Raw genomic sequence first — 17253 nt, 5'->3', positions numbered from 1 at the left:
TCGGCTCCCTCACCGATCGAGCACGACGGGTACCCCTCGGGTCGCCACGTCGACGACGAACGCCTCGTCGTCCGTCTCGATCTCCGCGAACGTATCGTAGTGGATCGGCACGACGAGACCGGGATCCATCGCCGCCGCGAGATCGGCCGCCTCGTGACGGTCCATCGTGTACGCCCCGCCGATCGGGAGCATCGCCACGTCGATAGCGAGCTCCTCGTGGGCCGCCAGTACGTCGGTGTCGCCGGCCCAGAAGGCGGTGACGCCGTCGATCGTGACGCCGTAGCCACATCCCTCGCCGCGTGGATGGTGCGGCGTGCCGTCCGGTCGGGTGTGTGGTCCGTCGGGATCGTTGTACGCCGGCGTGGTGAACAGATCGAGCGGTCCGAGGACGAAGCTCTCGTCGGCTCGGACGCGTTCGATCTCGTAGGGAAGGTCCTCCGGCCGTTCGTCGACGCGGTCGATCTCGCTCGCGTCGATCGCGTCGTGAACGAGCACGATGGCGTCTTCGTGGGCGACCCGCCGGATGCCGTCGGGGTCATAGTGATGTGCGTGGGTGATGAGAACGAGGTCGCCGTCGCGGGCGTCGTAGTCCTCGAGGACGCCGTAGCGGCCGGGGTCGGTGTAGACGACGACGCCGGTACGGCCCTCGAGTCGGACGGTCGCGTAGCCGAGCCAGTCGACCGTTATCGCATCGTAGCTGACGGTCATACCGACAGTTGGCCCGACGAGGGCGAAAAGCGTTCGGCTCGAGAAGAAAGCGTCAGTTGTCGCCGGATTTGCCCTGCCACTCGTAGTCGCGTCGTTTGGCCGACTTGCCGAAGCCACACGACGAGCAGACTTTCTTCTTGGTGTGGTAGGACTTCTCTCCGCAGCGGCGACACTTGGTGTGGGTCGTCGTGTTTTTCTTTCCTTGGCTCGGGGTACCTGCACCAGTCATGGAGTTATCGACACGACGTTATCGCCGCGTATAATGGTTGTGTCTTCAGACGGCGATTCCGATTCGATGTCCGTCTCGGCCGAGATGCCGACGTCTTCGAGGACGAGGTTCATGTGCTGGTCGTAGCCAGCCAGCTCGCCGGCGTACTCCTCGCCGCTTTTCAGGCGTACCGTGACGCGTTCGCCGAGAGATTCCTCGAGGACGTCAAGCGGTCGTCCGCTCATACGAAACACCGCTTGTGACGGACACTTAACCGTACCGGTCGAAGCGTCTCCGTCAGACGCCGGTTGGGGGACGCCGCCCCGGTGTGTCGCACTCGAGGCGAGCCAGCACAACCCCTAAGTACGCGCTCGTCGACACCGGTCGTATGGGCGACAAGAAATTCACCGTCATCGAACTGCATCTCGACGGCGACACCCAGCTCGGACCGGCGCGTCTGACAGACATTCTCGGGAGTGAGTCGGCCGAGGCCGAGGACGAGTCGACGACGCCCGAAACGGAGACGGAGACGAAAATAGAAACCGACGAAGACGTCGGCGCGGCCACGGCCGCAGACGACTCCGGCGGCAAGGGCGCGGTCGGGCTCGTGGTCGCACTCGTCGTACTCGTCGCACTCGGCGTCGCGGTGAAGAAGTTCCGCGGGGGAGACGACGAAGAGTCCCCACAGCGAGACGAGCCGGACGTCGTCGTCAACTGAGGGGACGGGGCCGGATACCAACGGTTCGACCGGACGGGCGGTCGAAGCCACGCCGGCACGGTTGGTCGCCCGCATCCGGCCGAGCCGAACGCTTTTGGCTTTCCTTCGCCTACGTCTTCTCGTGAATATCTATCGTAGCGCCCGGGCCGTCGCCGGGGCCTCCGGCGATCACGCCGTCGACTGGGCGGCCGCCGCCGAGGCCGCCAAGGCGTCGACCGAGCCCGGATCGATCTCGCTCGAACCCGGCGAGCGCGAGGGCTACGCCCGCGACGTTCGCGACGCGCGTCGGGAAGTACGTGCGACCGCCGACCTCGCCTTCGAGGTCCCCGACGTCGTCGAGATTCAGAACCGCCACCACTGGATGGACGCCAACATCGCGACCTTCGAGCGGGTGATGGCCCCCGTCGAGGACCACGCTAACGCGTTCCACGGGGTCGCCCGGACGATAAACACCGGCACGATGACCGTCCTGCTCGCCTTTCTCGGCCGGAACGTCCTTGGCCAGTACGATCCGCTCTTGCTCGCAGACACGCCCAAGGACGATCACGCGCTCTATTTCGTGCGACCGAACATCCTGCGAGTCGCCGAGGCCCTCGAGGTCGAGTACCCTCGCTTCCGACGCTGGATCGCCTTCCACGAGGTGACCCACGCCGCGGAGTTCGGCGCAGCCCCGTGGCTCTCGAGTCACCTCGAGGCCAACATGCAGGCGGGAATCGACGCCCTCGCGGAGGGCAGTTTCGACAAGAAGGCGTTCAGGGAACTCGACGCGACGATGACCGTCGTCGAGGGGTACGCCGAACTACTGATGGACCACGCCTTCGACGACGAGTACGCCGACCTCCGTCGGAAACTCGACGAGCGCCGACAGGGACGTGGTCCGTTACAGGAGCTGTTTCGCCGGCTGCTCGGGCTCGGCCTGAAACGCCGCCAGTACGAACGCGGGAAGACCTTCTTCGAGGAGGTCGCAGACGCCCGCGGTCTCGAGGCTGCTGGCGCGGTCTGGGAGGGCTCTGAGTGTCTGCCGACTCACGACGAACTCGACGAACCCGGGCAGTGGCTCCGTCGGGTCGATCCCTGACCGTAGCGAGCGCGACTTGGCTGTGACTTCTGGGCCGTCGCGTCACACTGACGACTGTGAGTCCCAAACCCGTTTGGAAAACGGCTCAAGTACTGCGCCACTGAAGAGAGGGGTATGTCCACGACACTCGGTCGAGCAGAGACGAGACAGTATCTCATAACGTGCGAGGGCTGTACGTTCGAACGGACGGCCGACGGGCGCGAGGAAGCGACGGAGATCGGAAGCGATCACCGACGAGAGACCGACCACGCCGTCGTCGCCGTGGAAGTCCCGCCGTCGATCGCGTCCTCGCACGGCGAACGCGCGGCGTGACGTTATACTGTCGGTCATGGATCTGTGAACGTGGGTCTGGTTAATTCGTCCGTTTAGCGTGTGTCTGGATGTTCTGTCGCTCATCGTGTTCACGTATTTGACCGACAGTATGAGGATACAACGCATTACCCTTCCACGCGCGTACTGTCGTCCTAAGTGGTTTCTCCGTCCACGGCGGCGACCGTGCCGGGGCGTGTCGCCCCTTCAGAGATCGTGCGGCGCGCTGACGTGCACCGAGACGAACAACCACTCCTCGTCGCGACGTTCGAGCATGCCGCTCCAGCGCGTCTCGAAGTCGTGACGGTCCCCCGTCTCGAGGTCGGTCCAGGAAAGCCCCACCTCGTCGGCAAAGGTGGCGTAGCCGTCGCGGTCGTCGACGACGAGACCGTGACTCGCGACAGTCCAATCGTCGGTCGTACGCGTCTGCTCGAGCAGGCCGTCGACGACGTTGTCGTAGCCGTACAGCGTCTCGCTCACGCCGACTTTGACCGTCGTCTCGCCCTCGAGGAAGTACGGGTAAAGCGGTTCACCACGGCGCAATGCCTCGTAGTAGTCCCGGATAACCGCCTCGACCTCGGCTTTGGCCTCGGCGCACATACTCGAACGGTCGTGCGCCGAGGGTAAAGGCTCACCGACGGCGTCGACGCTTGCGGTTACATGAATCCGCGGTCGACCTCGTCGGTCTCGATCAGGTCGTCGAGTTCGGCGTTCAACAGCTCGTCGGCCTCCTCGAACCGGCTCGACAGCTCTTCGAGTTCGTCGGGGCGGTCGTACTGATCGTACTCCATCGGGCCAAAGGCCGGGCTCTCGAGGGCGTCCATCACGTCCTCGAAGAACGCGTCGGGCGTGGTCGGCGCGTCGGCGTGGGTTTTGACGACTTGCTCGAGTTTCGTCGCCTGGTCTTCGGCCTGGTCTTCGTCTTCGGGCGGCGAGCGGACGGCAAACCGTCCACAAGCGTCGTCTTCGGGCATGAACGATCCGATCTCGTCGTCTATGTTCCGGGCGACCTGCGTGCCGATGCCGCGGACCTCGAAGGGATTCTTGGCGTAGGTCTTCAGGAAGTAGACGCCGACGCCGGGATGCGCGAGATACATGTCCTCGCCGACGCCACCTGCGCGGTCGCCGGCGACGGCTCGCCAGTCGTCCGGGTCGACGTCCCGTTCGATGACGTCCTCGAGTACGTCCTGCCACTCGCGAATCCGCATACGTACTCGTTTCGAGTCGGACGGAAAGAACGTATCGATCGGCGACGGTCCAGCGACGTCTCGCCCGAGTAAACGACCGATTTCCGTCGGATCGATTCGCGACGTCGGAACCGAAAAGGCTACGACCCGCCGGTCGAGAACTGGTAACCGACGTTTGATCCATGTCCGCCCGCCGAATCACCTCGACCGTCGACCTCTTTCTCGCCACGCCCGTACAGAGTTCGTTGCTCGCTATCGGTCCGCTCGTACTGGCACTCGGCCAGCTGGTAAACAGCTACGTCAACGGTGTCTCGCCGCTCGTCTCGCTCGCGTTCGCGATCGTAATGGTCGCGTTCGCGATCGTCGCCACCGGCCACCACGCCGCCGAATACCGCCTGCGCCGACTCGAGCGCGATCTCAGCCAGTAGACCAGTAGAGGTAGAGTCAGGGCGGTTCGGCTTCGCCCTCGGTGACGACCGTCTCGGCTTCACGGGCTTCGTAGGCGTTGTATCCCGAGAGGAGTGCAATGAGAAGCCCCGAGATGGCCGTACTCCAGAACGCACCCGCTGCCATCCCGAAGACGGCCGTCGCGACGATCAACCAGATACCAAGCACCGCCACGAGCGCCGAGACGCCGACGCTCAACGGGATGTCGTTGTTCAGCCGGTAGAAGTTGTACCCGGCAGCGAGGAACACGACCGCCCCGATCAGGACGTTGTTCCACAGCGTCGCTTCGCCGACGTCGTAGATCAACACCGAGAGGGCGACCCACGCGCCGAGTATGGCCGCGATCCCACTGATGGCCGACATGTTCCGCCGCCGCTCGTCGTTGGCGATCAGGGTCGACTCGTCCTGTCTCTCGGTCTCCGATGGGACACCGGTGTCGCTGTCGTCTACAGCGTCACTCATAGCAGCTATCAATTCGACTCGAGCCGACAAAAGGACCGACGACCGTTACGGCACTGCCGTCTTGCGATTCTCGAGTAAGCATCGATTACCGGCGATCCGGCTTCTGAGCAGCACCCGAGCTGCTAGCGGTGATGGACGTCTGCTCGAGTTCGGGCGTCGGATCGGAACGATCGTCGTCACGTCGTTCCTCAGAAAAGTGCTCCGTCTGGGATTTGAACCACGCCCAGACGTGCTCGCTACGCTGCGCGTGACTGGTCTGATTCAAATCCAGGGTCGCATTTTCCGCTCACGAATTTGTTCGCGGAAAAGTGCTCCGTCTGGGATTTGAACCCAGGTCATCGGCTCGAAAGGCCGAAATGATTGGCCGGACTACACCAACGGAGCTGACACCACGTCACTCACCACGTCTGTGGCCCGTGACGCTTCACTCGTTGGTTGCCAGGGGCTAGTAAAAAACGTTCCGTTCCGCGACGGCGATGGCACCACCTCACGCACCGCTCGTTCGCCGTCTTCTCAACGCTTTTCGGGTTCGAACGCGACTCCCCTCGCATGCGAACGGTACGATTCCGCGATCCCGCAGGTGCGACCCGACGTGGCGAACTCGAGAACGGCCGCGTCCGCTTCGCAAACGAGAGCTACGACCTCGAGGCGATCGACGTCCTCCCGCCGTGTGAGCCGTCGAAGATCGTCTGTATCGGCCGCAACTACGCGGACCACGCAGCCGAGATGGACTCGAACGTTCCCGATCGCCCGATGCTCTTTCTGAAACCGCCGAACGCTCTCGCAGGCCACGGCGACACCGTCACCGCGCCAGCGGGCAAAGATCGGATCGACCACGAGGGAGAACTCGGCGTCGTGATCGGAGAGCAGTGTCGTCACGTCGCAGAGGGCGACGCGATGGACGTCGTCGCCGGCTTCACCTGCGTCAACGACATCTCGAATCGCGACGACCAGCGCGAGGAACAGAACTGGGTCCGTGGGAAGGCCTTCGACGGTTCGGCGCCGATCGGGCCCGTCCTCGCGACGCCTGAGGAGGTCCCCCAGGACGCAGCCGTCCGCTCGCGGGTCAACGGCGAGGTGCGACAGGATGGCTCGCGCGAGCAGCTTATCTTCTCCGTCCCCGAGCTGATCGCAGAGATCACGACCTATCTCACCTTAGAGCCCGGCGACGTGATCGCAACCGGCACGCCCGAGGGCGTCGGCCCCCTCGAGGACGGCGACGAGGTCGAGATCGACGTCGAGGGCGTCGGAACGCTCGAGCACTCGATCCGGATTCCTCGCGAAGCGTAGCAAACGCTAGACGTTCCGTCCTGATCGACGGACCGATCCGTCGGGCGCTGTTCTCGAGTCGGACAGTGCACCGTCGTCAGACGGTGCATCCAGATCAGGAAGTGACGGCTCGGTAGCAGGTGCCGTTATGTGACTCACCCTCGAATACAGTGAACTGTTGCCATGACAACCACAACACCGCCGGATACAGCGTACGTGAACTGCCCGAAGTGTGGTGAGAGCATCACCGTGTCGATTCCCGAACGAGATACGGAGCTACGGATCAGATCCACCGTCGCTGCCTTCGGCGATCACACGAAAGTTGCGTGCTCGAATGACCATCCCTTCTGGGTCTACTACTGTTAGACACCGATTGCTAGTCGTCGTGTCGGCGCGGTCGACCCTCGGTCCGGCTTTATTCCGATCCCCGTCCTGTATAGCCCATGCTCGACCCCCTCCGTTCGCGTCGTCCCGGTCCTCGAGTCGCCGTCCGACTCGTCGTCGCCGTTGCGCTCGTCTCGATCACGACCGGCGTCGGCTCGATCGTCACGGAGCCGATGCTCGCGTGGGACGGAGCCCTCGAGCCCGTCCGGTTGTTCGCCGAGTTCAGCGCGACGATCGTCGGGTTCGCCCTGCTCGTGGCCGCCTGGGGAATGCGCCGGGGGTATCGGATCGCCTCCATCGCTGCGACGGTGCTGGTCGTGCTCGCAGCCGTCCACGGCCTCGCTCACTCGCGAGTGCTCTCGATCCCCCTCGTGGTGCTCTCGCTCGTCGCGCTCGTCGTCCTCGTGCTCACGGTCCGGCGGTTCCACAGGCCGGCCCCGTTCGATGCGACCCAACTCGGCGCGACACTCGCCATCGTCGGCGTGCTCGCGTACGGCACCGCAGGGGCGTACGAGCTTCGCGACGGGTTCGACGGCGTCTCAACCGGATTCGATGCCCTCTACTTCGCCTTCGTGACCGCGAGCACGGTCGGCTACGGCGACGTCCACGCCACGACGGCGAGTGCACGGCTGTTCGCCGTCTCGCTCGTCGTCCTCGGTCCGACGGCCGTCGCCGTCGTCGTCAGTAGTCTGGTCGGCCCCGCACTCGAGACGCGCCTCGGCCGGACGGAACGTGAGTCGGCCGACCGATCGGACGGCGACGACGCCGAGCGGATCGTCGTCCTCGGCTGTGACGCAGCCACCTTTCCGATGCTCGCGACGCTAATCGGCCACGCGTCGGTGCTCGTCGTGACCGACGACGAGGATACGGCAGCGTGGCTCGAGTCTCGCGGCGTCGAAACCCGTCGTGGCGATCCGACCGATGCGACCGCACTCGAAGAGCTAGAACGAGCCGACGCCGCCGTCGTCGCGATGGACGACCCAGGACGGGTAGGGGCCACCGTGCTCGCGGTGCGGACAGCCGACGCCGACGTCTTCCTCCTCGCACTCGCCCCGGACGGCAACGTCGCCGCACTCGAGGGAGCCGGCGTCGACGTCGCCGTCGATCCCTGGCGGGTGGTCGCGGATGCAGTTGCGGACGCGACGCTCGAGCGGAGATGAGCCACCGAGAGCGAGGACTGTCGTTACTCGTCACTCGGCTGAGAGCCCGACGCCGGTCCGCCGGCGAGAAACCGCGATTCGATCTCCGGCGACGGCATCATACACTGGTCTTTCTGCCCGAACCAGTCGTACCGTCGATCGGCGATGACGTCGTAGACGGCGTCCCGGAGCCGACGCGGGAGGTATCGAAACGGCGAGAGCAGTCTGTAGACGCCGCCGAGACGGGCACCGACGCGGATGGCGGCGTCGGACTTTACGTAGACCTCGCCGTCTTCGAGCAGGACGACCGAATCGAGGTCGTGGTCCTCGAGGCCGTGCTCGGCGAGGAGTTGCTCTCCGACCGACGACTGCAGCGGTGCGAACCGAAAGACGCCCTCGGGGTCACGGCGAATGACGAATTGGACCGACCCGGCACAGAGGTTGCAGACGCCGTCGAAGAGGATCACCGGATGCTCGGTCGCGTCTTCGGTCATTGTCGGCCACGACGGTGGCCGTCCCAATCAGTGTTGGCTTTTCGCTGTTCGCGTACGCGGTACAGGAAACACGACGGAAGGCAGGCCAGGAAACACGACGGGAGGCAGGCCAGTGTCCGCCCGACGGGTATCAGTCTTCGGGCGGATCGATACGCTCCGGTTCGTTGTCGCCACAGCCGTGTTTGGACAGCAGCCGGATCGATCGATCACGGTCTTCGTGGTCGTCGATCGTCTCCATCGTCACGTCCTCGGAAATCAGGTACATGTTGATCCGGACGAGTTCGTCGCCGTGTTCTTCTTCCCAGGTGGTACACAGGTGTTCCGCGAGGAGCTCTGGTTCCGGATCGCCGTCGTTCGCACGGCGAATGTCGCCCATGAAGAAGCGTTCGCGGTACGTATCGTACTGCTTCTGGAGTTCGTCTCCCGGTCGATCGTAGGTCAGTGGCCGCTCGTTGTAGACGTCGACGTACTCGCCGTCTGCGGTCTCGGCCGGGAAGACGTAGTAGCGGTCAGTCGTCCGCGGCGTCGGCGCGAACACGCTCCAGTCGGGTTGGTCGATCGACAGACTCGAGGCGACGCGTTCGACCTCCTGGTCGTGGCCGATGTCGTCGTCGACGACGCCGCCCAGCTGCAGGGCCGAGATGCCGGCGACCATCGCGATCGTCACGACGACGACGACGATCGTGAACGTGTAGAGGCCGTCTTTGACCTGGCGCTGTCGGTCGGAATCGAACCGGTAGTCCGGAACGCGAGCGGCGAGATCCTCGAGGTCGGTGAGTTGCGCCCGGAGTCGGTCGAGGTCGATTCCGAGCCGTCGTGCGAGCCGGGCCGTGTCGTCCCAGAACTGGGCCTGTAGGAACAACAACACGCCGGCGATGGCGACGTAGGGGAACGCGCCGATGCGGACGGTCACCGCGAACGAGGCGTGTGCGACGAGGAACATCCCGGCGAACGCCATCCGGGCTCGGCCCGGCAGGAGGATGAGAAGCCAGGCAAACAGGAGCATGTAGTACCAGGTCAGTCCCCCGAGCTGAAGCAGCGTCGGGAAGTTCCGCATGAACTCCCCGAGCAGGAAGGTCGTATTGTCGAGCCCCATGATAAGCGGCGTGGCGTCCCCGCTGGTCCATAACTCGTCCTTGGACTTGTGATAGCCGTTCATGACGTACATGTAGACCATCTGGCCGAGGATGAGCGCGGACGCGAAGCTCGTAATGGACGCGCGCGGTTCCCGACCGCGGTGGACGGCGTCGATCGACCACCGCTCCCCGAGCGGGAGGAACATCGCCCAGAACAGAAGCAGCCGAAACAGCGTGTCGGCGTAGCTCAACACCAGCGGGTTGTGGTGATCGAGCGAGACGACGAACAGAAACGTCAGTATCGAGGCGATCCGGGTCTTGTAGCCGACGATGAGCTGGACGGCGATCAGCCCCTGGAGGACGAACAGTCCGGCGATGAGATACGGATCTGTCGTCAGATAATAGAATGAGAACGCGTAGTCTGCGGTCTGTTCCATCGCGAGCCATCGCGGAACGACGCCGTCGTTCGTGTAGTAAAACGGGAAATTACGGGCCCGAAGCAGGAGGTCCGCGATGACTAACAGGCCGACGAACACGCGAAACACAGCAAGCGTCCGCGTATCGATTGCGACGCGGCGCTCGAGGTAGGTCCGAGCTCTCGAGAGGGAGGACGAATCGAGCGACGGAGCAGGCACCATCTGCTACCGTTCATACCGTTGATCAACATATTTATTTCGGTCAGTCCCCGAGGAGGCGTCCTGGATGGTGAGACGTCTTGAGGGCTACCAGATCGGCTCACCAACTACGGACCAGATGTAGAGGACGATCGCGACGATGATGATCATCGCACCGGTCGCGACGCTCCAGTAGTACGAGAGGAAGATACCACCGAAGACGGCGACCTGACCGAGCAGTACCGACATGATTAACCCGCGGTTGAAGCCGGTCGTCAGCTGCATCGCCGCGGCGACGGGGATCACGAGCATCCCGGCGACAAGGATCGCCCCGAGAATCTGCATCGCCGCGACGACGACGAGCGCGGTCAGCACGATCAACAGCGTGTCGTAGAACCAGACGTTGATGCGTGCGAGCCGTGCAGCCTCGCGGTCGAAGGTGATGAGCAGGAGCTGTTTGTGCGTAAGCGCGACGGTCCCGAGGACGAGCATCGTGAGCGCGACCATGAGCTGGACGTTCTCGAAGGGGACAAAGAGGATGTCCCCGAACAGGTAGCTCTCGACGGTCGCACTGAAGACGACGCCGTAGGAGATGACGGCGATTCCGACGGCGAATCCGCCCGTGAGCATGATCGCGATCGGGATGTCGGCGTAGCCGTCGGTCTTGACGGCGATGTACTGCATGCCGAGTGCGGAGATCGCCGCGGCGACGAGTGCGAACAGGAGCGGATAGTCGAACCGCGGCACGGCCGCACCGATGAACAGGCCGATCGCGACCCCGCCGAAGGCCGTGTGCGCGAGCGCCTCGCCGATCAGCGCCATCTGCCGGTTGACGAGGTAGGTGCCGACGATCGGCGCGGTGATCCCGATGAGGACGCCGGCAGTGAACCCTCGCTGGAGGAAGCCACTACAGACCAGCCACGTGTCGGTCGCCGAACACGCTGCCCCCCAGAATCGCTCGAACAGCGGTGGAAACACCCAGATGATGAAGCCGGCGAGTGCAAGCAAGACGAGCGGGATGGCAAGGGCAAGCGCGGAGAGCTGTCGTCTCGAGGTGTTCGTTCCAACGGCCATCTCAATCCCCACCGGCGCTCGCCGCCGTTCCGACCGCTCGAGTCGAGCTGAACACCCGATCCAAGGTGTCGCTCTCGAGGAACTGTTCGGTCGCGCTGTGTTCGTACAGTTCCCCGTCGAGACAGGCGATCGTGTCGGCGTGATCAGTGACGCGGCCGAGGTCGTGTTCGATGAGGACGATCGTGATGCCGTCGTCGTTGAGCTCCTCGAGCAGGTCGTAGAACTGCTCGACCGAGCCCGCGTCGACGCCGACGGTGGGCTCGTCGAGTGCCAGCAGGTCCGCCTCGGAGGCGAGCGCCCGGGCGATGTAGGCCCGCTGTCGCTGGCCACCCGACAAACGGTTGATTCGTCGGTCGGCGAGATCGGTGATCCCGACTTCCTCGAGTGCGTCGTCGATAATCTCACGGTCGTCGGCGCTCAGCCGCCGGAGTCCGGCGTGTGGATATCGTCCCATCGTCACGACCTCCCGGACGGTAACGGGCATCATCGTCTCGGCCTCGGTCGACTGCTGTGAGACGTACCCGAGCCGGGTCCCCTCCGAGAACGCCGTCGACGGCGTCCCGAACAGTTCGACGCGGCCGGTGTCGGGCGTCTGCAGGCCGAGCATGATCTTCAGCAGCGTCGTCTTGCCCGAGCCGTTCGGACCGATCAATCCCAGGAACTCCCCTTCCTCGACCGACAGCGAGACGTCTCTCAACACCGGCTGCTCGTCGTAGGCGAAGTGGACGTTGTCGACGGTTATTGCGCGGGTCATAGTAGTCAGTTAGCGGCGTTTATTCGCTCTACCTACCCAAACCTTTTGATTGGGCTAATTCTACTCCGCCCAGAGTGCCGTCTCGAGCGTCGGCAGGTTGATCTCACGGAAGTGCTCGACGTACCCCCAGTCAGGCTCCATCTCGACGGTGGGGTCGACCTCGGGGCTGCCGTCGATCTGGGTTTCGATCGGCGAGAGCGGCAGGATCTCTGCGTCGACCTCGTCGGCGAGCGAATCCGCGAGCGGGGCGGGTTCGCCGACGTCGTAGAGGACGTGCTCGATACCAATGTCCTCGATCAGGGTCTCGATTTCCTCGACATCGGCCGCCGAAGCGGCGTCGTCGGGCGAAGTCCCGACCGGCGAGTGGATGTTGATGTCGTAGCGACGGTTCCACCACTGGAAGGAGTCGTGGGTAGCGACGACGATGTCCTCGAGTTCCGCCCGGTCGACGATGTCGTGGATGTCGTCGTTGAGTGCCTCGAGTTCGTCGTTGAACGCCGCGGCGTTTGCCTCGTAGTCGTCGGCGTTGTCCGGGTCGATCTCGGCGAGGCCGTCGGCAATGTTCTCGACGCCGTCCTGGCACTCGACTGGGTCCATCCAGAAGTGCTCGTCGTTGTCCTCCGCAGGGCTGTCGAAGAACTCGATCCCTTCTGTGGCCTCGATCACCACGACGTCGTCGCGTTCTTCGAGTTGATCTGCGGCGTCGTCCTGCCAGGTCGCGAAGTCACGGAGATAGACGAAGCCGTCGGCCTCGTCGAGTTCCTCGACCGTCCCGGGTTCGGGCGTCCAGTCGTGGCCGTGCTCGCCGATCGGAACGAGGTCGATCGCCTCCATGTGATCGCCAGCGGTCTGTCGGACGAAGTCCCAGACTGCGGGCATCGACGCGAAGACGGTGTACTCAGCGTCACCGTTGCTTCCTGCGCCACCGTTGCCTCCGCCGTTATTCTCCTGTGGGTCGTCCCCGAGACAGCCGGCGAACCCTGCAGCAAGCGCCCCCACACTGAGCGCGGTAAAACTCCGGCGCGATACGACACGTGAATCGTTTTCGTCGGATCTCATTACCTCCCCGTTCGGTACTCCTCTATTTGAGTTTTTGGTATCTATATTATAGATTAGATAGAGCTAATTTGCTTACGATCAGCGTGACGTCGCTCGAGCGCCGATACGTCGTGCAACCTGTGTCGGAATAGCCACCGAGTTGTCGGCGTCGTCGGGCACGACGTCGACGATCCCGACCGGCGTCACCGCCTCGAGGGCGAGTTCCGTCCCCGGCTCGAGTCCGTGCTCGAACAGGTACTCGCGAACGTCGTGATCGCGGTCGGGAACCCGTTCGACGACGACGGTTTCGCCGATGTCGTACGCGGTCAGTGGCGTGTACGATCGCTCGTCGGCGACGGTCAGATCCGCGCCCGGGATCGGATCGCCGTGGGGATCGGTCGCCGGATCGCCGAGGAAGTCGGCGAGTCGATCGGCCAGTTCGTCGCTGACGTGGTGCTCGAGGCGGTCGGCCTCCCGGTGGACGTCGGTCCAGGGCACGTCGAGACACTCCGTCAGGAAGGTCTCGAGCAACCGGTGCTTCCTGACGAGATTCAACACGACCGTCTCACCCTCTTCGGTCAGTTCGACACCCTTGTACGGGGTATACTCCACGAGGTCGCGTTCGTCGAGCGTCTCCACCATATTCGTCACCGACGGCGAGGTAACGCCAACGGCGTCGGCAATCTCGACGGTACGGACCGGCCGACCGTACTCTTCCTCGAGGTGAAAGATCGCCTTCAGGTAGTCTTGTGCGACCGGACTGAGCTCCATCCAATTGTCCTTACTATAGAAACATTATAAGATTGTTGGTAGGGATAAGAAATTAGTTAGAGTTAGCTAAAGAAGTATCTCGATCGCGTCGTCGAGGACGGGCCGGTGCTCGTACTGTCGGTCATGGACCGGTGAATTGGCGTCCGGGTGAGCCGGCCGGTGAACGCGTGTCTGGTGTCACTCGTCGCGTTCACGTCTGTATGACTGACAGTATCACCCGATCGGAGTAGGCAACGACGCGAGTTGCAGCCGTCTTCGAAGAGGGTGATCCGGGTACGGGACCACGAGTCATCACGACCGCTCCTGTGTTAGGAGCTCACCTGGGGGCAGTTCAGCGCTCCAGCGAAACCGGAACACGAGACGATACACATGGTTTCGATCTTGCGCCTCTCTCGAAGCGCGTTTGTGAGATACTCAACAGAACCACTTATAATTTGCCATTAGAAATAAATTTTTTAGGGTCGTCTAACTCACTACACTGAATCAATCTTCGCGAAACGACGTCGGCGTACTCACCGGTCGCCAGGCCGGAGAGGTGGTGGCGTCGACTGCGAGACGGACGATCACGCTTCGGCGTCGGCGTCCGCCCAGAGGGGATAGAGGTCGTCCTCGACGGGGTCGCGGATCGTCTCGTCGCCGAGTTCGAGTACCGCATCGCCCTCGCGGACGGTCCCGATCGCCGCCGCCTCGTGTCCCGTCGCCTCGAGACCGTCGAGTGCCGCGTCGACGTCAGATTCGGGTACCGTCGCGAGCACTGCGCCAGAGCCGAAGATCCGCAGCGGATCGACGCCGGCGGCATCACACAACAGTCGGGTCGCCTCCCGGATCGGAACCGCGTCCCGGTCGATCTCGAGGCGGACGTCGGACGCACGGGCGAGTTCGTACAGGCCAGCGGCGACGCCGCCTTCCGTGGGGTCGTGCATCGCGCTCGCGTACTCACGCAGCACGCGGGCGTCCTCGAGGACGCTCACCTCCGTGAGAAACTCCTCGGCGCGATCGCGGACGTCGGTCGCGACCTCGAGGTCGGCGCCGAAGTCCGACGCGAGGATGGCCGTTCCTTCGATGCCGGCCGCCTTCGTGAGCACCACGCGGTCGCCGGGTGCTGCCCCGCCGGTCGGGACGAACGCGTCGGTGACGCCCATCGCGGTCAGCGAGACGATCGGCCGCTCGAGGGCGTCGACGTACTCGCTGTGGCCGCCGACGACGGTCGCGCCGACCTCGCGGGCGGCCCGATCGAGGTCCGCGCTGATCACCTCGAGGTCGCTCTCGTCGGGGAGCAAGACGACGACGGTGAGCCATCGCGGATCCGCACCGGAGACGGCGACGTCGTTACAGGCGATGTGGACGCCCAGATGACCAATCTGTGAAGCGGCGAGCGAGATCGGATCGGAACTGACGACGAGCGTTCCGTCGGGTGGGTCGATCGCAGCGGCGTCCTCACCGATCGCCGGCCCCTGCAACACCGTCTCGTCCGTCGTCCCCGTTCGGTCGAAGACGTGCGAGAGGAGTTCGTCCGGAGGTACTTTGCCGGGCATACCACGAACTGCGTCGATTCGCGGTTTGTACCTGTCGGGTTCGTCCGCCTGCCGACACGCCCGGTTCGGTTCCGAACCACTATCCGTCTCCGTGGGTACTCGTATCACGACCCCCACGGGCGCGAACGCTCTCGTGAGTTCTCGACGGCGTCACGGACGAACCGGCGTGAGCCGAGACCGAGCCTCGGGTACGGGCCACGTACCTCACTCCCGTCGCGGACCTGAGGAGACCCATCTCGGCGTCGAGAAACGGGCTAGATACCCGAGCCGAGCCGGCGGTAGTCGGTCGCCTACTGCATCGTCGTCTCGGTTTCGAGCCGGGAGCCGTTCAGAAGATGGTCCCTGAATCGCCCGACGTGACGGCATTCGGACGGGAGGTCGAGCCATCGGTTCGGTAGCTGCTAATTACTAATCGGGGTGGAATTCAACCTCGCTGATATGGAGCGACGTGCCCTCCTGTACGGCAGTGGTGTCGCGTTCACGACCGCGCTGGCCGGCTGTCTCAGCGCCGGCGACGAAGACGGCGACGGCGGAGACGACGACGTCGGCGGTGGAGACGACGATACCGGCGACGACGACACTACCGGAGACGACGGGACGGACAGCGACGGAACCGGCGGGGACTCGGTCGACGACGTTCCCGGATTCGACGAGACGAAACTGGACCTCGACGGCTACGACGTCACGATCGACGGCGTCGAACACGACGACCGTACCCTCGACATCGAGGTCGTCACGACGAAAGGAGAGCCGGACCCGGCACAGCTGGCCGAGGAACTCGAGCCCGTCGGCGAGGCCGTCGCCGATTCGATCGACAATCCGTACGAGTTCCAGACGGCGGTCGATACGATCGTACTCACCGTCTCCGACGAGAACGATACCGAAGTCCTCGTGTTCGGAATCGACGTCGAGTGGGCCATCGAACTCGTCGAGGACGAGATCGACGTCGAGGAGTTCGTCGAGAGAGGTGAGCTGAAAAACGACTGATCGCTCGTCGCGCGGTCGCGGTCCCGTCGACTCGTCCGTTCGGAGATTCGCAGACGGCCGGCTACGAGTCGGATTCGAGTTCGACCAGCTCGAGCGAGCGATCGAGGTGACACCGCTCGTGTGGCGGCTCGCCGAGAACCGCCGCGATCCGGTACTCCGTCCCGAAGTCGATCCCGTCGGGTTCGCAGTACGCGTGGCTCGGGCACTCGACGTAGGGACACGGGCCCTCGAGCGAGGCCTTGCTGCCGGCGAATGCGCCCCGCGAGGAGACGTTCGCCGTCACCGCGACGGGCTCGACCTCGACCGCGCGGACGCCGCCGTCGTGCATGGCACACTCGAGCGTCTGGGCGTTCTCACGGACGTCGACGACGCGGTATCGCGTCTCGGCTTCGAGGTTGAGACACTGGCTCCGGTATGGACAGCCGGTGCAGGCGTCGGCTTCGCCGTGGTAGACGAACTCGGTGCCGGGCTCTGCGAGACGAGTGCCGATGAGGGTGACGGTCGACATACTCCGGTGTTGGTGGCGTGTCCGGTTAAGCGTGGCTTCCCGCGCTCGGTCCGTCGTCAGCCGTCTCTCCCGGTGAGGTCGTCGAGCCGGTCGAGGTATCGCTCGCGTGGGACCTGGTAGGCGCTACGGTAGTCGAGCTCGCCGTCGGCGAAACGTCGGACGAGCGAACGGGCACGGTCGACGGCCGCCTCGCGGGTGTCGAGTCGGCACTGCTCGAGGACGACGTCGGGCTCGAGGTAGACGGTGACGTACCAGTCGTCGTCGGGCGTTGTCGGGTTTCGTCCCGGTCGGCGTGATCGACGCCCGTGCGTGAGATACAGCGTCGGAAGACAGACGGCCGGAAACGTGTCGGCGTCGAAGACGTCGGGCCGGTACGCGAGGACGCATCTGCCGTCGTCCTCGTCGCTCCAGACGACCCAACCGTCGGGAAGATTCACGAACTCCGCCATGGAAAACGCTACGCGAGGAAGTCCTAAATCCTCGTCGCATACGG

Annotated in this window: 23 protein-coding genes and 1 tRNA gene; 8 read left to right on the top strand and 16 right to left on the bottom strand. The window is 64.2% G+C overall.

Features of this window, described 5'->3' with window-relative positions; genetic code table 11:
- Window positions 1-9: 9 nt before the first annotated feature.
- Genes QQ977_RS01705 through QQ977_RS01695 form a run of 3 tightly spaced genes read right to left on the bottom strand, consistent with a single transcriptional unit; the run spans window position 10 to window position 1161 of the window.
- On the bottom strand, window positions 10-708 hold the full coding sequence (locus tag QQ977_RS01705) for an MBL fold metallo-hydrolase (RefSeq protein WP_285927173.1): 699 nt from the start codon (window positions 706-708) through the stop codon (window positions 10-12).
- A 52-nt stretch (window positions 709-760) separates the two neighbouring features.
- Window positions 761-937: a 50S ribosomal protein L37e gene (locus QQ977_RS01700; protein WP_285927172.1), complete on the bottom strand. Its 177-nt coding sequence runs from the start codon at window positions 935-937 to the stop codon at window positions 761-763.
- Window positions 934-1161, bottom strand: a complete 228-nt coding sequence (locus tag QQ977_RS01695; protein ID WP_285927171.1) for an LSM domain-containing protein — start codon at window positions 1159-1161, stop codon at window positions 934-936. The genes QQ977_RS01700 and QQ977_RS01695 overlap by 4 nt, the downstream gene beginning before the upstream one ends.
- A 143-nt stretch (window positions 1162-1304) precedes the next feature.
- Here QQ977_RS01695 and QQ977_RS01690 point away from each other — a divergent pair, with 143 nt between their 5' ends.
- The 3 genes from QQ977_RS01690 (at window position 1305) to QQ977_RS01680 (ending at window position 3024) form a co-directional block, all read left to right on the top strand.
- Window positions 1305-1634 carry a hypothetical protein gene (locus QQ977_RS01690; protein WP_285927170.1) on the top strand — a complete coding sequence of 110 codons (330 nt, stop codon included), beginning with the start codon at window positions 1305-1307 and terminating at the stop codon, window positions 1632-1634.
- Window positions 1635-1755: 121 nt separating this feature from the next.
- Window positions 1756-2712 (top strand): zinc-dependent metalloprotease, encoded by a 957-nt coding sequence (locus tag QQ977_RS01685; RefSeq protein WP_285927169.1) that lies wholly within the window; start codon window positions 1756-1758, stop codon window positions 2710-2712.
- Between the two features lie 114 nt (window positions 2713-2826).
- Window positions 2827-3024, top strand: coding sequence for a hypothetical protein (locus QQ977_RS01680; protein ID WP_285927168.1), 198 nt, complete (start codon window positions 2827-2829; stop codon window positions 3022-3024).
- Window positions 3025-3228: 204 nt separating this feature from the next.
- Here QQ977_RS01680 and QQ977_RS01675 read toward each other — a convergent pair whose 3' ends face one another.
- Window positions 3229-3621, bottom strand: coding sequence for a nuclear transport factor 2 family protein (locus QQ977_RS01675; RefSeq protein ID WP_285927167.1), 393 nt, complete (start codon window positions 3619-3621; stop codon window positions 3229-3231).
- Between the two features lie 56 nt (window positions 3622-3677).
- Window positions 3678-4229: a hypothetical protein gene (locus QQ977_RS01670; protein ID WP_285927166.1), complete on the bottom strand. Its 552-nt coding sequence runs from the start codon at window positions 4227-4229 to the stop codon at window positions 3678-3680.
- Between the two features lie 161 nt (window positions 4230-4390).
- On the opposite strand from QQ977_RS01670, the gene QQ977_RS01665 reads away from it, so the two are divergent.
- Window positions 4391-4636 (top strand): hypothetical protein, encoded by a 246-nt coding sequence (locus QQ977_RS01665; RefSeq protein WP_285927165.1) that lies wholly within the window; start codon window positions 4391-4393, stop codon window positions 4634-4636.
- Window positions 4637-4652: 16 nt separating this feature from the next.
- Here the strand turns inward: QQ977_RS01665 and QQ977_RS01660 are convergent, their stop codons facing one another.
- Both QQ977_RS01660 and QQ977_RS01655 read right to left on the bottom strand, forming a co-directional pair.
- The gene (locus tag QQ977_RS01660; RefSeq protein ID WP_285927164.1) at window positions 4653-5117 is read right to left on the bottom strand and encodes an SPW repeat domain-containing protein; all 465 of its coding nucleotides are present in this window, start codon (window positions 5115-5117) and stop codon (window positions 4653-4655) included.
- 309 nt (window positions 5118-5426) lie between these two features.
- Window positions 5427-5501: transfer RNA gene (locus tag QQ977_RS01655), tRNA-Glu, on the bottom strand.
- A 165-nt stretch (window positions 5502-5666) separates the two neighbouring features.
- Here QQ977_RS01655 and QQ977_RS01650 point away from each other — a divergent pair.
- The 3 genes from QQ977_RS01650 to QQ977_RS01645 all read left to right on the top strand — a co-directional run bounded on the left by QQ977_RS01650 (window position 5667) and on the right by QQ977_RS01645 (window position 7930).
- Window positions 5667-6407 (top strand): fumarylacetoacetate hydrolase family protein, encoded by a 741-nt coding sequence (locus tag QQ977_RS01650; protein ID WP_285927162.1) that lies wholly within the window; start codon window positions 5667-5669, stop codon window positions 6405-6407.
- A 162-nt stretch (window positions 6408-6569) separates the two neighbouring features.
- Window positions 6570-6752, top strand: coding sequence for a hypothetical protein (locus QQ977_RS17310; protein ID WP_430540841.1), 183 nt, complete (start codon window positions 6570-6572; stop codon window positions 6750-6752).
- Window positions 6753-6829: 77 nt separating this feature from the next.
- Entirely contained in the window at window positions 6830-7930 is a 1101-nt protein-coding gene (locus QQ977_RS01645) for an ion channel (RefSeq protein WP_285927161.1), read from the top strand.
- Between the two features lie 23 nt (window positions 7931-7953).
- Here QQ977_RS01645 and QQ977_RS01640 read toward each other — a convergent pair whose 3' ends face one another.
- The 7 genes from QQ977_RS01640 to QQ977_RS01610 form a co-directional block, all read right to left on the bottom strand.
- Window positions 7954-8403 (bottom strand): thiol-disulfide oxidoreductase DCC family protein, encoded by a 450-nt coding sequence (locus QQ977_RS01640; protein ID WP_285927160.1) that lies wholly within the window; start codon window positions 8401-8403, stop codon window positions 7954-7956.
- A 130-nt stretch (window positions 8404-8533) separates the two neighbouring features.
- The gene (locus tag QQ977_RS01635; protein ID WP_285927158.1) at window positions 8534-10117 is read right to left on the bottom strand and encodes an HTTM domain-containing protein; all 1584 of its coding nucleotides are present in this window, start codon (window positions 10115-10117) and stop codon (window positions 8534-8536) included.
- Window positions 10118-10201: 84 nt separating this feature from the next.
- Window positions 10202-11167: a metal ABC transporter permease gene (locus QQ977_RS01630; RefSeq protein ID WP_285927156.1), complete on the bottom strand. Its 966-nt coding sequence runs from the start codon at window positions 11165-11167 to the stop codon at window positions 10202-10204.
- Window position 11168: 1 nt separating this feature from the next.
- The gene (locus QQ977_RS01625) at window positions 11169-11921 is read right to left on the bottom strand and encodes a metal ABC transporter ATP-binding protein (protein WP_285927155.1); all 753 of its coding nucleotides are present in this window, start codon (window positions 11919-11921) and stop codon (window positions 11169-11171) included.
- A 60-nt stretch (window positions 11922-11981) separates the two neighbouring features.
- Entirely contained in the window at window positions 11982-12980 is a 999-nt protein-coding gene (locus QQ977_RS01620) for a metal ABC transporter substrate-binding protein (RefSeq protein WP_285927153.1), read from the bottom strand.
- Between the two features lie 78 nt (window positions 12981-13058).
- Window positions 13059-13730: a metal-dependent transcriptional regulator gene (locus QQ977_RS01615; RefSeq protein ID WP_285927151.1), complete on the bottom strand. Its 672-nt coding sequence runs from the start codon at window positions 13728-13730 to the stop codon at window positions 13059-13061.
- A 563-nt stretch (window positions 13731-14293) separates the two neighbouring features.
- Window positions 14294-15265 carry an AIR synthase family protein gene (locus QQ977_RS01610; RefSeq protein ID WP_285927150.1) on the bottom strand — a complete coding sequence of 324 codons (972 nt, stop codon included), beginning with the start codon at window positions 15263-15265 and terminating at the stop codon, window positions 14294-14296.
- A 438-nt stretch (window positions 15266-15703) separates the two neighbouring features.
- Between QQ977_RS01610 and QQ977_RS01605 the strand changes: the two genes are divergently transcribed.
- Window positions 15704-16252, top strand: coding sequence for a hypothetical protein (locus QQ977_RS01605; RefSeq protein ID WP_285927148.1), 549 nt, complete (start codon window positions 15704-15706; stop codon window positions 16250-16252).
- 61 nt (window positions 16253-16313) lie between these two features.
- Here QQ977_RS01605 and QQ977_RS01600 read toward each other — a convergent pair whose 3' ends face one another.
- Window positions 16314-16760: a UPF0179 family protein gene (locus QQ977_RS01600; protein WP_285927147.1), complete on the bottom strand. Its 447-nt coding sequence runs from the start codon at window positions 16758-16760 to the stop codon at window positions 16314-16316.
- Window positions 16761-16816: 56 nt separating this feature from the next.
- Window positions 16817-17209, bottom strand: coding sequence for a DUF5820 family protein (locus QQ977_RS01595; RefSeq protein ID WP_285927146.1), 393 nt, complete (start codon window positions 17207-17209; stop codon window positions 16817-16819).
- Between the last annotated feature and the right edge of the window lie 44 nt (window positions 17210-17253).

This window comes from Natrialbaceae archaeon AArc-T1-2, from assembly GCF_030273315.1.
Classification (GTDB): Archaea; Halobacteriota; Halobacteria; order Halobacteriales; family Natrialbaceae; genus Tc-Br11-E2g1.
This window is presented reverse-complemented; position numbering and strand designations above follow the sequence as displayed.

What these genes read in the sequence shown, in the direction of transcription:
- QQ977_RS01625 (WP_285927155.1), bottom strand. Translation starts at nt 11,921, where the DNA reads ATGACCCGCGCAATAACCGTCGACAACGTCCACTTCGCCTACGACGAG.
- QQ977_RS01645 (WP_285927161.1), top strand. Translation starts at nt 6,830, where the DNA reads ATGCTCGACCCCCTCCGTTCGCGTCGTCCCGGTCCTCGAGTCGCCGTC.
- QQ977_RS01665 (WP_285927165.1), top strand. Translation starts at nt 4,391, where the DNA reads ATGTCCGCCCGCCGAATCACCTCGACCGTCGACCTCTTTCTCGCCACG.
- QQ977_RS01605 (WP_285927148.1), top strand. Translation starts at nt 15,704, where the DNA reads ATGGAGCGACGTGCCCTCCTGTACGGCAGTGGTGTCGCGTTCACGACC.
- QQ977_RS01630 (WP_285927156.1), bottom strand. Translation starts at nt 11,167, where the DNA reads ATGGCCGTTGGAACGAACACCTCGAGACGACAGCTCTCCGCGCTTGCC.
- QQ977_RS01680 (WP_285927168.1), top strand. Translation starts at nt 2,827, where the DNA reads ATGTCCACGACACTCGGTCGAGCAGAGACGAGACAGTATCTCATAACG.
- QQ977_RS01595 (WP_285927146.1), bottom strand. Translation starts at nt 17,209, where the DNA reads ATGGCGGAGTTCGTGAATCTTCCCGACGGTTGGGTCGTCTGGAGCGAC.
- QQ977_RS01640 (WP_285927160.1), bottom strand. Translation starts at nt 8,403, where the DNA reads ATGACCGAAGACGCGACCGAGCATCCGGTGATCCTCTTCGACGGCGTC.
- QQ977_RS01705 (WP_285927173.1), bottom strand. Translation starts at nt 708, where the DNA reads ATGACCGTCAGCTACGATGCGATAACGGTCGACTGGCTCGGCTACGCG.
- QQ977_RS01620 (WP_285927153.1), bottom strand. Translation starts at nt 12,980, where the DNA reads ATGAGATCCGACGAAAACGATTCACGTGTCGTATCGCGCCGGAGTTTT.
- QQ977_RS01660 (WP_285927164.1), bottom strand. Translation starts at nt 5,117, where the DNA reads ATGAGTGACGCTGTAGACGACAGCGACACCGGTGTCCCATCGGAGACC.
- QQ977_RS01670 (WP_285927166.1), bottom strand. Translation starts at nt 4,229, where the DNA reads ATGCGGATTCGCGAGTGGCAGGACGTACTCGAGGACGTCATCGAACGG.
- QQ977_RS01615 (WP_285927151.1), bottom strand. Translation starts at nt 13,730, where the DNA reads ATGGAGCTCAGTCCGGTCGCACAAGACTACCTGAAGGCGATCTTTCAC.
- QQ977_RS01600 (WP_285927147.1), bottom strand. Translation starts at nt 16,760, where the DNA reads ATGTCGACCGTCACCCTCATCGGCACTCGTCTCGCAGAGCCCGGCACC.
- QQ977_RS01650 (WP_285927162.1), top strand. Translation starts at nt 5,667, where the DNA reads ATGCGAACGGTACGATTCCGCGATCCCGCAGGTGCGACCCGACGTGGC.
- QQ977_RS17310 (WP_430540841.1), top strand. Translation starts at nt 6,570, where the DNA reads ATGACAACCACAACACCGCCGGATACAGCGTACGTGAACTGCCCGAAG.
- QQ977_RS01675 (WP_285927167.1), bottom strand. Translation starts at nt 3,621, where the DNA reads ATGTGCGCCGAGGCCAAAGCCGAGGTCGAGGCGGTTATCCGGGACTAC.
- QQ977_RS01690 (WP_285927170.1), top strand. Translation starts at nt 1,305, where the DNA reads ATGGGCGACAAGAAATTCACCGTCATCGAACTGCATCTCGACGGCGAC.
- QQ977_RS01695 (WP_285927171.1), bottom strand. Translation starts at nt 1,161, where the DNA reads ATGAGCGGACGACCGCTTGACGTCCTCGAGGAATCTCTCGGCGAACGC.
- QQ977_RS01610 (WP_285927150.1), bottom strand. Translation starts at nt 15,265, where the DNA reads ATGCCCGGCAAAGTACCTCCGGACGAACTCCTCTCGCACGTCTTCGAC.
- QQ977_RS01635 (WP_285927158.1), bottom strand. Translation starts at nt 10,117, where the DNA reads ATGGTGCCTGCTCCGTCGCTCGATTCGTCCTCCCTCTCGAGAGCTCGG.
- QQ977_RS01700 (WP_285927172.1), bottom strand. Translation starts at nt 937, where the DNA reads ATGACTGGTGCAGGTACCCCGAGCCAAGGAAAGAAAAACACGACGACC.